Here is a 13,594-nt window from a genome sequence, read left to right as displayed (position 1 = left end):
CCTTCAAAGCGCGAATGGTACCCTAGCCGCCCGCGCTGGCTGACCGCCTCGCCACGCGCTGACCCAGACCCACCTCCCGACTTCCGGACTCATCGCATGACCTTTTCCCGTCCCAGCGGCCGCACGGCCGACCAGCTGCGCCCGGTGCGCATCGAACGCGCTTTCACCCGTCACGCCGAAGGCTCGGTGCTGGTCAGCTTCGGCGACACGCGCGTGCTGTGTACCGCCAGCGTGGAAAACCGCGTGCCGGGTTTCCTCCGCGGCAAGGGCGAAGGCTGGGTGACCGCCGAATACGGCATGCTGCCGCGCTCCACCCACACCCGCTCCGACCGCGAAGCCGCGCGTGGCAAGCAAGGCGGGCGCACGCTGGAAATCCAGCGCCTGATCGGCCGCGCATTGCGCGCCTGTGTGGATCGCAATGCACTGGGCGAGCGCACCATCACCCTGGACTGCGACGTGCTGCAGGCCGACGGCGGCACCCGTACCGCAGCGATCACCGGCGCCTACGTGGCGCTGGCCGATGCGGTGAACCTGCTGCTCAAGCGCGGCGACATCAAGAAGCATCCGCTGATCGGTGCCGTGGCCGCGGTGTCGGTGGGCATCTATCGCGGCGAGCCGGTGCTGGATCTGGATTACCCCGAAGACAGCGACTGCGACACCGACATGAATGTGGTGATGAATGACGGTGGCGGTTTCATCGAGCTGCAGGGCACCGCCGAAGGCCACGCGTTCCGCCGCGACGAACTCAACGCGCTGCTCGCCCTGGCCGAAAAAGGCATGGGCGAATTGTTCGCCCTGCAACGCGCTGCACTGGCCGGATGAGCCGTCGCATCGCCCTGACCACCTTGCTGGTCGCCGACTACGATGCGGCGATCGCCTGGTACACCGGCGCGCTGGGTTTCCACGTGCTGCAGGACCGGCTGCTCGACGGTGGCAAGCGCTGGGTGGTGATCGGCCCGGGCGACGCGCAGGAGGCCGCACTACTGCTCGCGCAGCCGGGCGATGCCGCGCAGCAGGCGCGCATCGGCGACCAGACCGGTGGGCGGGTGGATCATTTCCTCTACACCGACGACTTATGGCGCGACCACGCGGCCATGCAGGCCTTTGGCGTGGAATTTCTGGAAACCCCGCGCGAGGAACCGTACGGCACGGTCGCTGTATTCCGCGACCTGTACGGCACCAAGTGGGATCTGCTGGAGCCCAAGCAATGAAACAACTGGTCCTGGCCAGCGGCAACGCCGGCAAGCTGGAAGAACTGCGCGCCATGCTCGCAGAACTGCCGCTGCGCATCGTGGCGCAAGGCGAGCTGGGTGTCGAAGACGTGCCGGAAACCGGCCTGACCTTCGTCGAGAACGCCTTGATCAAGGCGCGTCATGCCAGCGCGGTCACCGGCCTGCCGGCACTGGCCGACGACTCCGGCCTGATCGTCGATGCCCTCGGCGGCGCGCCCGGCTTGTACAGCGCGCGCTATGCCGGCAGCCCGACCGATGCGCAGGCCAACAACGCCAAGTTGCTCGAGGCCATGCGCGATGTACCGGCCGAGCGCCGCAGCGCGCGGTTTTATGCGGTGATCGTGCTGCTGCGTCATCCGGAAGATCCGCAACCGCTGATCGCCGAAGGCCGCTGGGAAGGGGTGATCACCACCGAACCGCGCGGCGATGGCGGCTTCGGCTACAACCCGGTGTTTCTGGACCCGGTGTACGGCCTGACCGCTGCGGAAATGGATACTGCGTTGAAGAATCGGCTGAGTCACCGTGCGGTGGCGCTGGCTACGTTGCAGCACAAGCTGCACGCCTTGTCGCTTTGAACGATGGCCTGATGCAGTGTCCGACCTGATCCCGCCCCCGCTGTCGCTGTACGTGCACCTGCCCTGGTGCGTGCGCAAATGCCCGTACTGCGATTTCAACTCGCATGCGGCCAAGGGCGTGCTGCCGTTCGAGGAGTACGTGGATGCGTTGATCCGCGATCTGGACAACGATTTGCCGCTGGTGTGGGGCCGCGTGGTGCATTCGGTGTTCTTCGGCGGTGGCACGCCCAGCCTGTTTCCGCCACAGGCGATCGACCGGTTTCTGCAGGCGGCGGCCGCCCGGCTGCGCTTTGCACCGAATCTGGAGATCACCCTGGAAACCAATCCAGGCACCGCCGAGCATGGCCGCTTCGATGGTTATCGCGCCGCTGGCGTGAACCGCCTGAGCTTCGGGGTGCAGACCTTCGACGATGTGGCGCTGCAGCGGCTCGGTCGCATCCACGACAGTGCCGAAGCAGAGCGCGCCATCAAGCTGGCGCAGGATGCCGGTTACGACAATTTCAATATCGATCTGATGTACGCGCTGCCCGAGCAGACCCTGGCGCAGGCCGAGCGCGATCTCGAGCGCGCCTTCGCGCTGCAGCCCACGCACATGTCGCATTACCAGCTCACGCTGGAGCCGAACACGGTGTTCTTCGCGCGGCCGCCCAAGGGGATTCCCGATGACGACGCGGCCTGGGATATCCAGGAACATTGCCAGCGTCTGCTGGCCGAGGCCGGCTACGCGCAGTACGAAGTGAGCGCCTACGCCAAGCCCGGGCGGCAATGCGCGCACAACCTCAATTACTGGCGCTTTGGCGATTATCTGGGCATTGGCGCCGGTGCGCACGGCAAGATCAGTTCCGGCGCCGAGCAGCAGGTACTGCGGCGGTGGAAGCACAAGCATCCGCAGAGTTATCTGGCCAGCGCCGGTACTGCCGCGTCGATCGGCGGCGATGAGGTCGTGCCGCGCGCGCGGTTGCCATTCGAATACATGCTCAATGTATTGCGCCTGCACGAAGGCTTCCGGCTGAGCGATTTCGAAGCCTCCACCGGTTTGGAGGCGTCAGAGATCGCAGCGCCGTTGGCGCGCGCGGTCGCGCAGGGCTGGATGACCGAGCAGGACGGACGCGTGATACCGACCGAGCTGGGCCGCCGCTTCACCAACGACGTGGTCGAGTTATTCCTGACCTGACGTTAGCCAGCAAACCCTCGCGAGCGCCCGTCGTGCGCGCGTGACCGGCACGGCAGGTCTGGAGTGTTCGAGTGGTCCATCGCACCGAGCAACGGCTGCGCCTGGCCGCTCCAATGTCGCGCGGCAACGCGGAAAACATGCTACATAGCTCACGCTTCGAACCGAGCACACCTCCACGGATGTCCACGCCCGCCTCTTCCCTGCAGCACACACTCAGCGGCCCGATTGCCGATGCGCCGGTTTCCGCGCGCGGCCGGCATCTGCTCGCGGCACTGCATGCGCACTGCGTGCAGGCGCTCAGCGGGCCGCTGCGGCTGACCATCGTCGAGCTGGAACGCGAGTTGCTGCATCAGGCCGAACATGCGCGCAACAGCCAGATCCAGGCCGAAACCTACGCGCAGACGCGTGGCCTGCGCGATCATATCGATCGGTTTCCGCAAGCCTTTCTGCAGCAACTGGCGCAGGATCTGGCCAACCTGCGCGAGCGCCCGTCGCTGACACCGCCGGCCGATGCGCCGGCGCATCCGCAGATGCTCACGCTGGTGGAAGACACCGATATCGACCGCGACATCGTGCTCAGCGAGATCGCACGCCGCGAAACCTCGCGCCGTGCCGATGCGCTGCAATTGCTGGCGCAACGGTTGGCGGTGATCGGCGTGGTTGCCGAATTCGAACTCGAAGAAGTCCCGCTCGGTCCGTATGCGCTGTGCCGCCTGCTGCGCCAATGCGGCGAAACGCTGGGGCTGAGCCTGGATGGGCAACTCACGCTGTACCGCGTGTTCGAGCGTCAGCTGATCGAGCGTTTGAACGATCTGTACGAGCGTGTCAACAGCGTCCTCGCACAGGAAGGCATCCTGCCGGGGCTGATCTATCACCCGTATCTGGTCAAGCCCACGCAGGTGCAGACGCGGCGTGCGCTGCCTGCATCGGCCACTGCATCGAAGGATGCTGCACCCACCAACGCGCGCGCGATGCCGCCGCGTGGCGGGCAACCGGCGACCGGCTGGAGCGGGCAGTCCGCACCGACACCGTGGCAGAGCGCCTTGCTGGATCCGTCAGATTTTCCGATGACACTGGCTGCGGCTACATACGGTGAGCAGGCAACTCCTGCATTAAGCGATGCAATGCAGGCACTTGGCGGCCTGATGTCGTCGGCACGTCAATCGCAGGCGGCCGGCAACGCAGGCCCATCTGCGCCTCACAGTGCATCGAATCACGGCGCTGCCAATCGCGGCACAGCGCTCGCAACAGGCTCGCAGGCAACAGCTGAAAGAGCATTTCCCCAGCTTGCTTCCACGGCAGTGCCCAAAGCCGCGCTCAGCGACGCGCTGGCCAGCCTGCAAGGCGCGTTAGCCGCGCAATCAACTGCAGCGGCCGGCATCGATGCGGTGCAGCGGCAGGTGCTGGAACTGTTGCGCGCCCAGCACGGCCCGGACGCGGCGCTATCGCCGCAGGACACCGACACCTTCGACCTGCTCGGCCTGCTCTACGCGCAGATGCAACGCGAAGTGCGCGAGCAGACCCCGGCGCAGACCTTGCTTGCCAAGTTGCAGGTACCGGTCGTGCGCGCGGCACTGGCCGACACGCATTTTTTCGTGCGCGATCAGCACCCGGTGCGCGAATTGCTCAACACCGTGGCCGAATCCGGTGCGGTGTGGCTGGGCGAGGACGATGTCGACCCGCAGTTGCTGCACAAGCTGGGCAATGCGGTCGACAAGATCGTCAACGACTATCACGGCGACGAAAGCGTCTTCGCTGCGGCCAACGACGAGATCCAGACGCATCTACGCGCACTGGCGCGCAAGGCCGAGGTCGCCGAGCGGCGCCATGTGGATGCCGCACGCGGCAAGGAGCGGCTGGAATCGGCCAAACAACAGGCCGCCGAGCGCATCGAGGATCTGTGCGAGCAGAGCGCGCCGCCGCGTTTCGTGCAATCGCTGCTGCGCCAGGCGTGGTCGGACGTACTCACGCTCACGCTGCTGCGGCAAGGCGAGCAATCGCCCGAATGGGATGAGCGCCAGGCGCTGACGGCGCGTATCGCCGAGGTCACCTGTCTGAGCAAGGGTCAGCCCACCGACACCGCGCTCGGTGGCGATGTCCAAACCGCACTGCTGCAGATCGGCTATCACCAGGACGAAGCGGCGGCGATCGCGCGGCGCCTGTCCACGCCCGGTGGCGAGGACGAGATGACCTCGCGCACCGAACTCACCGCCAAACTCAGGGCGCGCACGCGGCTGGGCGATCAGGGTGACAACGCCCCGCGCAAGGACATCGCCACACCGCGCTCGTCGGCCGAAGAGGCGTGCTACACGCAGTTGCGCAGCCTGCCATTCGGTACCTGGTTCGAATTCGTGGTCAACCAGCAGGGCGACCTGCGTCGGCAACGGCTGTCCTGGTACAGCCCGATGACCGACAACGCGTTGTTCGTCAATCAGCGTGGGCAAAAGATCGGCGAGCAATCGCTGGATGGCCTGGCGCGGCTGATGGCCGGCGGCCAGGCGCGTCTGCTGATCGAAGAAAAATCGCGTCTGATCGACCGCGCCTGGCATGCCACCGTGCGCACGTTACGTCACCTTGCCGGCCAGTCGCCTGCTGCAGAGGTCGCCCCATGATCCAGGACACCCGTCGCGCACCGCGCCGTCAACCAACCGATCTGGTGCCGGTCACCGACATGCTCAGCGAGGCGCAGATCGGCCGGGTCGGTAATGTCTCGGAAACCGGCATGCTGCTGCTGGCTTCGGTTCCGCTGCATGACGACGCCTTGTATCAATTGCGCTTCACCCTGCCCGAGCGCGTGGGCCGCGCCACCGAGATCGATGTCGGCGTGCACCTGCTGTGGTCCGAAGCCGCGCATGCCCCCGGACAGGCCTGGGCCGGTTTTCGCTTTCTGACCATGTCGGAGCCGCATCGGCGACGCCTGCGCGCCTGGATCGCAGAGGAACACATGGCCGACTGAAGGCACAGCGCCGCTGCCAGGATTGCGGCAAAATTGCGCATTGCCTTTGCATTGCCGATCGAGCCCCGCATGACCCAGCCGTCCTTGAGCCACCTGTATTCCGACCACCTGCGCACGCTGACCGCACGCGCCGATCAGGCGCTGCAACGCGGCGGCTTCGATCATCTGGTCGTGCCCAGCGGCAGCCTGCATTACCAGGTATTCGACGACCGCGATTACCCATACGCGGTCAACCCGCAATTCAAGGCCTGGGTGCCGCTGACGCGGGTGCCCAACAGCTGGCTGATCTACACCCCGGGCAAGCGCCCGACGGTGATTTTCTACCAGCCGTTCGACTACTGGCATGTGGTGCCCGACGCCCCCAGCGGCTGGTGGGTGGAGCACTGCGACATCCACATCATCCGTACCCCGGACGCGGCCTTGGCGCTGCTGCCCAAGCAGCCCGAGCGCTGCGCGATTCTCGGCGAGGCACAGAGTGCGCTCGGCGCCTATGTGCCGAACAATCCGCAGCCGGTGATCGATTACCTGGACTACCAGCGCGCCTTCAAGACCCCATACGAACTCGCACTGCTGCGCATTGCCCAGCAGCTGGCAGTGCGCGGCCATCGCGCCGCCGAAGCGGCATTCCGTGCAGGCCAGAGCGAGTTCGGCATCCACATGGCGTATTGCGCAGCCGTGGGCCAGGACGCCAATGAACTGCCATACGGCAACATCATCGCGCTCAACGAACACGGCGCAGTGCTGCACTACACCGAACTCGGCCAGCAGCCGCCGCAACCGCTGCGCAGCTTTTTGATCGATGCCGGCGCTTCGGCCTACGGCTACGCCAGCGACATCACCCGCACCTATGCGTCCGACCCGGGCAGCGAATTCCAGGCACTGATCGATGCGGTCGATGCCGCACAGATCCGCATGGGCCAGAACGTGCGCGCAGGCGTGGATTACAAGCAGCTGCATGTGGACGCGCATCTGGCGTTGATGGGCATCCTCAAGGACTTCGGCATTCTCACCGTGTCGCCGGAAGCCGCGCTCGCCACCGGTGTCAGCGCCGCGTTCTTCCCGCACGGGCTGGGCCATCTGATCGGCTTGCAGGTGCACGATGTCGCCGGCTTCGCAGCCAGCGACCGCGGCGGCCGCATCGAGCGCCCCGCCGGTCACCCGTATCTACGCCTGACCCGCGTGCTCGAACCGGGCATGGTGGTCACCATCGAGCCGGGCGTGTACTTCATCGACATGCTGCTGGACGAAGTGAAGAAGAACGGCCACGCCGCCAGCATCGACTGGCAGCGCGTCGACCACTTCAAATCCTACGGCGGCATCCGCATCGAAGACGAAGTGGTGTGCACTGATGGCGCTCCCGAAAATCTCACCCGGCCGGTATTTGCCAGCCTAGACGCCTGATGCGTGCAGAGACGGCAGACTGTATCGTCCACGACCAAACCGATCGGCTCATCGCTGTGCGCTTGTGGACCTGCGCGACTGCAGTCGTCATCACGCAGGTCGCACCGCACACAACGGATCTGACAAGACGGGATCAGCATGCACCTATCGAGACGTGGATTTCTGGCAGGCAGCACGCTGATTGCGGCCGCCAGCGTTGCACCTCGCGTCTTTGCGCAAACTGCGCTCCCACCGGATATGCGTGCGCTTCTGGATGCGGCCGCGCAGCAAGCGATCGATGCCGGGGCATGCCCGGGTATTGCGCTACGCATTGCCATAAATGGCGCAACACTGCTCTCGGCAAACTATGGCAAGGCCAATCTAGAAACCAGCAGTGCAGTCGATGAAGACAGCGTTTTCCGCATCGGCTCGCTGAGCAAGCAATTCACCGCAGCGTTGACGCTCAAACTTGCCTCGCAAGCGCAACTCGCACTCGATGCTCCCGTTTCGCGCTATCTGGATTTCTTCGCTGCAGCAAAGCCCTTCACGCTGCGCGAGCTACTCAACCACACGGCCGGACTTCACGACGATATACAGGACGTTTCTTGTCCAGCCGGCACTGAGGGCGCGAAATCGCAGATCGCACTGGCCCACCAAATCAGTGCGCAAGGCCGCTTGCTTGATTTCGATCCGGGCACAGCCTGGCACTACAGCAATGCCAACTATATCGTGGTGGGCGCGGTCATCGAGCAGGTCACCGGGCTCGCCTTGGCGGATGCCGCACGCGAACACCTGTTCAAACCACTGGGTTTGCAGCACACCGCCTTCGATACCACCACAGTGCTGGTACCAGGTCGGGTAGATGGCTATTCGCCAATCGATGGGCTGGCCGGCACCTACAGCCGCGCGGCCTTTATCGAAATCTCCGATACCGGCGGCGCTGGCGCGATGCGCTCCACCACCAGCGATCTGTGCCGGTGGCATCACGCACTGTTCGCACAGCAATTGTTCGGCAACGATTTCCTAGGACAGATGATCGAACCCGGCCGCCTACGTGACGGGCGCCTCAGTGGAACCCAACGTTTTTCGCGCGAAGAGGATAGCTACGGAGACGTCCAGTACGGCATGGGTCTATTGCTGCCGGCGGCTACGGGCACGCAGCGCAGTGTGCTGCACTACGGCTATATCAACGGTTTCAGCGCGTGCCTGGAGACGTATATCGACGTTGGCATGAGCTGCGCCATTCTGTGCAATGGCGACATCGGCCCGAACCTGCCGTTACGCGCCTTGCGCCGCATTGTGGCGACGCGGTTGCTGCCAACGTTGCGCTGACATCCGCATCGGCAGTAGTTCACATGTTTGCTTGCGCAAGAATGCCGACGCCGGGCGCCGATTCAGATCACGCTATCGCTAGGCCATCTCCGCTTCGATCTCGTCGGCACTGCGCGCCAGCGCATCGGTCAACACGCGATGGCCTTCGGCGGTGATCAGCACGTTGTCTTCGGTGCGGATGCCGATGCCGCGCCACCTGGCCTCCACCGTGGTGTCGTCGGCGCTGATGTACAGCCCCGGTTCGATGGTGAATACCATGCCCGGTTCGAGCAGGCGCGAGTCGCCCGCCAGCCTGTAGTCGCCCACGTCGTGCACATCCAGGCCCAGCCAGTGGCCGGTCTTGTGCCGATAAAAGCGCTTGTAATGACCATCGGCGATGTTGCGTTCCAGAGTGCCCTTGAGCAGCCCCAGGCGCAGCAATCCTTCGGTCAAGGTTTCCACTGCGGCCAGATGCCCTGCTTCGTACGCCACGCCCGGGCGCGCTTGCGCGAGTGCGGCAGCCTGCGACGCGCCGACCAGATCATGCAGCGCGCGCTGTGCCGGCGTGAAGCGGCCATTGACCGGAAAGGTGCGGGTGATATCGGCTGCATAGCCGCGATATTCGGCGCCGGCATCGATCAGCACCAGCTCGCCATCGCGGCTGCGCGCATTGTTGGCGCGGTAGTGCAGCACACAGGCATTGCTGCCGGTGCCGACGATACTGCCGTACGCCGGCCATGCATCGGCAGCGCGAAATTCGCGCTCGACCTCGGCCTGAAATTCGTACTCATGCAAGCCCGGCCGCGCCAGCCGCATCGCGGCACGATGCGCACGTACGCTGATGTCGGCGGCCTGCTGCATCAACGCGATTTCATCGCGCGATTTGAACAACCGCTGCTCGTGCAGCAGATGCCCGAGCTCAAGGAATTCGTGCGGCGGCTGCGCGCCGTGGCGCACCTGCTCCCGCACGCGCTTGAGCCAGCCGATCAACTTGAGATCGAAATCGACATCGCGCCCGAAGTGGTAGTAGACGCGGCTACGGCCTTCCAGCAACCCCGGCAGGATCTCGTCGACATCGTCGATGGGATACGCATCGTCCATGCCGTAATGCGCGACCGCGCCTTCCTGACCTTCGCGCGGGCCATCCCAGGCTTCACGCTCGGCATTGCGCTCACGGCAGAACAGGATCGCCTCGCCATGCTTGCGGCCGGGCACCAGCACCAGCACCGCTTCCGGCTCCGGAAAGCCGCTCAGATACCAGAAGTCCGAATCCTGCCGGTACGGGTAATGGGTGTCGTGGCTGCGCACCCGCTCGGGTGCGGCCGGCAGGATCAGAATCGCCTGCTCACCGGCCATCTGCATCAACTGCTTGCGCCGGCGCGCGTATTCGGCCGCGCCGATCCCGGTGAGCTTTTTCATGTCGGTCGCGCGGTCAGTTCAAACGTTGGCGGAAACGCGGCCCCATCACGCAGTCGCCATGCAGCAACAGCACCGCCACGCGCACGAACTCTTCGATCTCCGCCAGCGCGGTGTCGTCTTCGTCGGCGGCATCGAAATCGTCGCTGGAGGCCTGCGCCAGCCGCGCCAGGTCCTGCAGGGCTTCTTCGCCCTCTTCGGTCAGTGCCGGGCGCTGCTTTGCAGCCAGACCGAACCCGCCCAGGAAGGCACGACACCAGTCGAACAAGGCATCGGTACGCGCCGCCAGCGGTGCGCCGTCGTCGATCAACAAGAGCTCGAAGGCGAAATCGCGATCTTCCAGCTGCGCCACCGTGGCCTGCCGCATCTGGTCCAGGGCGCCGCCCTGCTTGGGCGGTACCTGCGCCACGTCGGCCAGCACGTGCCCCAGCCAGTCGCCATTGTCGGCGCCACCACCGGAGAGCCACCCGCACAGCCCGCCGTGCAACTCTGCCGCAGAAGACGCCAGCGCCAACTGGCGACTCTCGTTTTGCACAGCGGTTACGTCAGGCAGATCCATCAGGTCATCCAGGCTAAGAACAGAAGGAGCCGGCACACCGGCCGGCGATCAGACTTCCCAGTGTATCAAGGCACCCCGCCCCGGCTGCTACTGCCGCGTTCCATGCAGCGTTCCACGCGCACGACGCCGGCTCGGCTCAGGTCAGCGACAGCCCTTGTCGGGATTGGCCTGACGGCGGGTGAGCGGGCCGTGATCGCGCGCTTGACCGCCGCGCGCACGCGCCCCTATCGTGAGCGCATGGACAACGCTGCCGCCCTCGCCCAACTCCGCGCACTTGCCGCCCGCGTGGAGGCGTTGGTCGAGCGCACCCAACGGTTGACCGACGAGAACCGCAGCCTGCGTCATCAGCAGGAGCAGTTGATCGGCGAGCGTGCGCAGTTGTTGACCAAGAACGAACAGGCGCGCTCGCGCGTGGAAGCGATGATCGTGCGCTTAAAGTCACTGGAGCAACACACGTGAGCAACAACGAGCCGGTCAGCGTGCGTATTCTGGATCGTGAATACACGGTTGGCGTCACCGCAGACGAACGCGAGAGTCTCACTGCTGCGGCACGTCTGCTGGATCTGCGCATGCGCGAGATCCGTGGCAGCAATCGCATGGCGGCGGTGGATCGCGTTGCAGTGCTGGCCGCGCTCAATCTGGCGCACGAATTGCAGCAACTGCGCGAACAGCAAGCGCTCTACGAGCGTGAGTTGGCGAACACGCTGGACAACTTGAATCGTCGTCTCGACAGCGTGGCCGACACACCGCGTTGAAGTGCAATTCGCACTGTCGTCGCAAATATGAATTTTCAATCGCGCCGGCCGACGAATGGGCTAGCCATCGCGCAGCAGAGGTCTATACTTCACCTGCGTTCTCTGCTGTAAACGACAGCGTGCAAAACATTCGCCTTGTCCCTTAATTACGACCACGGGGGCGCGACGAAGCCGGGAGTGCAAGTCCGCCTTGTAGCGGGAAGCCCGATGGCCTCACAACGTCCCCACTTGAACCCCGGGTTCAAGGTCGTTTCGCCCGCATCGTTCATGGCGGAGAATGCAAATCTGAAACGGCGCCTTCGGGCGTCGTTTCTTTTTGTGTGTCTGAAACAATGCGTCACCCCTTCCGCCATGAGACACCCATGACCGACGACCGAGATGCATTGCGCCAGCAGTTGCGTGCGCAGCGCCGCAGCCTGCCGGCGACGCAGCGATTTGCGGCCGCCGATGCGCTGGCCGAACGCTTGCTGGCACTGCCGTTCGCGCCGCAGACCGGTGCGGTGGCCGGGTATTGGGCGATGGATGGCGAAATCGCATTGCACCGCTGGCAACTGAGCCTGCCGGCCGGCGTGCGCTATTGCCTGCCGGTGCTGGACGGCCGCGTGCTGCGCTTCGCGCCGTGGCGGCCGGGCCAGGGCCTGGTCAGCAACCGCTACGGCATCCCCGAGCCGGACGTGGAGCGCGCCGAGCTGCTTGCACCCGAGGAAATGGCATTGGTGATCACGCCGCTGACCGGCTTCGATGCGCAGTGCCGGCGGCTAGGCATGGGAGGCGGCTGGTATGATCGCAGCCTCGCGTTCCGGCATCGCCAGGCGCCGCCGCCCTGGTTGGTCGGCGTCGGCTTCGCTGCACAACAGGTTCCCGCCTTGCCCGCCGAATCCTGGGACGTGGCGGTGGATGCCATCTGCACCGAACGCGCCACCTTCCTGAAAGACGACACCGTGTCCGTATGACTGCCCGCAAGCGCTACTGGTTGATGAAGTCCGAGCCGGACACGTTTTCCATCGATGATCTGGAGCGTGTCGGCACCGAGCCGTGGAACGGCGTGCGCAACTACCAGGCGCGCAACTTCATGCGCGACGGCATGCATGTGGGCGATGGGGTGTTTTTCTACCACTCCAACTGCAAGGTGCCGGGCATTGTCGGCATCGCCAAGATCGCCAGCGCGGCCTACCCGGACGACACCCAGTTCGACCCCAAGTCCGATTACCACGACCCCAAGGCCAGCCGCGAAGATCCGCGCTGGATGCTGGTGGACGTGGCCTTCGAGCGCAAACTCAAACGCACGATTGCGCTAGACGAAATCAAGCAGCAGGCCGATGCGCTGGGCGAAGGCTTCCCGCTGATCGCCCGCGGTAACCGCCTGTCGATCCTGCCGGTGACCGCCGCGCAGTGGAAATTGTTGCTGGCGATGGAGTAGCCGGGAGTAGAGATTCGGGATTTGAGATTTGCAAATCCCGGCTCAGCCCAGCCGCTCTTGCGATTCCCCAATCCCGATTCCCCAATCCCGAGCTCTCACCCATGTCCGAAGCAAAACGCCTGGCTGCCGAAAAAGCGATCGATTACGTGGAAGACGGCATGATCGTCGGCGTGGGCACCGGTTCGACGGTGGCTTATTTCATCGACGCACTGGGCCGCATCGCCCATCGCATCAAGGGGGCGGTGTCCAGCTCCGAGCAGAGCAGCGCGCAGCTCAAGCGCCACGGTATCGAGGTGCTGGATCTCAATCACACCGGCAACCTGTCGCTGTATGTGGACGGCGCCGACGAGTGCGACCCGAACCGCTGCCTGATCAAGGGCGGCGGCGCGGCGTTGACGCGCGAGAAGATCATAGCCGAGGCCAGCGAGCGCTTCATCTGCATCATCGACCCGAGCAAGCAGGTGCCGGTGCTGGGCACCTTCCCGCTACCGGTGGAAGTGATTCCGATGGCGCGCAGCCTGGTCGCGCGCCAGATCCTGGCGCTCACCGGTGGCCAGCCGGTGTGGCGCGATAACGTGATCACCGACAACGGCAATGTGGTGCTGGACGTGCACAACCTGCAGATCACCGACCCGGTGGCGCTGGAGCGTAGTTTGAACCAGATTCCTGGCGTGGTCTGCGTGGGCCTGTTCGCGCGTCGCCCGGCCGATGTGGTGATCGTCGGTGGCGAACCGCCGCGGGTGATCTGAGCGATCGCGTGCAAACACGCGCACGCGCAGTTGCGGCCCGCGTTGCGAAGCGACAGCGGGCCGGACT

At 65.0% G+C, this 13,594-nt stretch carries 15 protein-coding genes and 1 other RNA gene; 14 read left to right on the top strand and 2 right to left on the bottom strand.

Features of this window, described 5'->3' with window-relative positions; genetic code table 11:
- The first annotated feature begins 96 nt into the window (after window positions 1-96).
- The 8 genes from rph (at window position 97) to ABS769_RS00175 (ending at window position 8,649) form a co-directional block, all read left to right on the top strand.
- A complete protein-coding gene (gene rph, locus ABS769_RS00210; RefSeq protein WP_005996762.1) occupies window positions 97-822 on the top strand; it encodes a ribonuclease PH in 726 nt (241 codons plus the stop codon).
- Complete coding sequence (locus ABS769_RS00205) at window positions 819-1,211, top strand: VOC family protein (RefSeq protein WP_317059772.1); 393 nt, start codon at window positions 819-821, stop codon at window positions 1,209-1,211. Before rph ends, ABS769_RS00205 begins: the two co-directional genes overlap by 4 nt.
- Window positions 1,208-1,807, top strand: a complete 600-nt coding sequence (rdgB, locus tag ABS769_RS00200) for an RdgB/HAM1 family non-canonical purine NTP pyrophosphatase (RefSeq protein ID WP_317059771.1) — start codon at window positions 1,208-1,210, stop codon at window positions 1,805-1,807. The genes ABS769_RS00205 and rdgB overlap by 4 nt, the downstream gene beginning before the upstream one ends.
- 16 nt (window positions 1,808-1,823) lie before the next feature.
- Complete coding sequence (hemW, locus tag ABS769_RS00195) at window positions 1,824-2,981, top strand: radical SAM family heme chaperone HemW (protein ID WP_317059770.1); 1,158 nt, start codon at window positions 1,824-1,826, stop codon at window positions 2,979-2,981.
- Between the two features lie 179 nt (window positions 2,982-3,160).
- Window positions 3,161-5,593 carry a DUF1631 domain-containing protein gene (locus ABS769_RS00190; RefSeq protein ID WP_317059931.1) on the top strand — a complete coding sequence of 811 codons (2,433 nt, stop codon included), beginning with the start codon at window positions 3,161-3,163 and terminating at the stop codon, window positions 5,591-5,593.
- Window positions 5,590-5,937, top strand: a complete 348-nt coding sequence (locus tag ABS769_RS00185) for a PilZ domain-containing protein (protein WP_317059769.1) — start codon at window positions 5,590-5,592, stop codon at window positions 5,935-5,937. Before ABS769_RS00190 ends, ABS769_RS00185 begins: the two co-directional genes overlap by 4 nt.
- Before the next feature lie 69 nt (window positions 5,938-6,006).
- Complete coding sequence (pepQ, locus tag ABS769_RS00180) at window positions 6,007-7,338, top strand: Xaa-Pro dipeptidase (protein ID WP_317059767.1); 1,332 nt, start codon at window positions 6,007-6,009, stop codon at window positions 7,336-7,338.
- Between the two features lie 237 nt (window positions 7,339-7,575).
- Entirely contained in the window at window positions 7,576-8,649 is a 1,074-nt protein-coding gene (locus ABS769_RS00175) for a serine hydrolase domain-containing protein (RefSeq protein ID WP_317059766.1), read from the top strand.
- Window positions 8,650-8,727: 78 nt separating this feature from the next.
- Here ABS769_RS00175 and ABS769_RS00170 read toward each other — a convergent pair whose 3' ends face one another.
- Together ABS769_RS00170 and ABS769_RS00165 are read right to left on the bottom strand one after the other, a co-directional pair.
- Entirely contained in the window at window positions 8,728-10,047 is a 1,320-nt protein-coding gene (locus tag ABS769_RS00170) for an aminopeptidase P N-terminal domain-containing protein (protein ID WP_317059765.1), read from the bottom strand.
- A gap of 13 nt (window positions 10,048-10,060) precedes the next feature.
- On the bottom strand, window positions 10,061-10,603 hold the full coding sequence (locus ABS769_RS00165) for a YecA family protein (RefSeq protein ID WP_317059764.1): 543 nt from the start codon (window positions 10,601-10,603) through the stop codon (window positions 10,061-10,063).
- A gap of 237 nt (window positions 10,604-10,840) precedes the next feature.
- On the opposite strand from ABS769_RS00165, the gene ABS769_RS00160 reads away from it, so the two are divergent.
- The 6 genes from ABS769_RS00160 (at window position 10,841) to rpiA (ending at window position 13,527) form a co-directional block, all read left to right on the top strand.
- Window positions 10,841-11,062, top strand: coding sequence for a TIGR02449 family protein (locus ABS769_RS00160; RefSeq protein WP_011038363.1), 222 nt, complete (start codon window positions 10,841-10,843; stop codon window positions 11,060-11,062).
- Window positions 11,059-11,358, top strand: a complete 300-nt coding sequence (locus ABS769_RS00155) for a cell division protein ZapA (protein ID WP_006451377.1) — start codon at window positions 11,059-11,061, stop codon at window positions 11,356-11,358. Before ABS769_RS00160 ends, ABS769_RS00155 begins: the two co-directional genes overlap by 4 nt.
- Before the next feature lie 96 nt (window positions 11,359-11,454).
- Window positions 11,455-11,639, top strand: a non-coding RNA gene (gene ssrS / locus ABS769_RS00150) — 6S RNA.
- Between the two features lie 81 nt (window positions 11,640-11,720).
- Complete coding sequence (locus ABS769_RS00145; protein WP_317059763.1) at window positions 11,721-12,311, top strand: 5-formyltetrahydrofolate cyclo-ligase; 591 nt, start codon at window positions 11,721-11,723, stop codon at window positions 12,309-12,311.
- Window positions 12,308-12,778 carry an EVE domain-containing protein gene (locus tag ABS769_RS00140; RefSeq protein WP_317059762.1) on the top strand — a complete coding sequence of 157 codons (471 nt, stop codon included), beginning with the start codon at window positions 12,308-12,310 and terminating at the stop codon, window positions 12,776-12,778. Before ABS769_RS00145 ends, ABS769_RS00140 begins: the two co-directional genes overlap by 4 nt.
- Before the next feature lie 101 nt (window positions 12,779-12,879).
- Window positions 12,880-13,527 (top strand): ribose-5-phosphate isomerase RpiA, encoded by a 648-nt coding sequence (rpiA, locus tag ABS769_RS00135; RefSeq protein ID WP_115040887.1) that lies wholly within the window; start codon window positions 12,880-12,882, stop codon window positions 13,525-13,527.
- The last annotated feature ends 67 nt before the right edge of the window (window positions 13,528-13,594 follow it).

Source organism: Xanthomonas hortorum (genome assembly GCF_040279205.1).
Taxonomy (GTDB): domain Bacteria; phylum Pseudomonadota; class Gammaproteobacteria; order Xanthomonadales; family Xanthomonadaceae; genus Xanthomonas; species Xanthomonas hortorum_F.
Note: the sequence above shows the minus strand (reverse complement) of the source record. Positions and strands in the feature narration are given on the sequence as shown.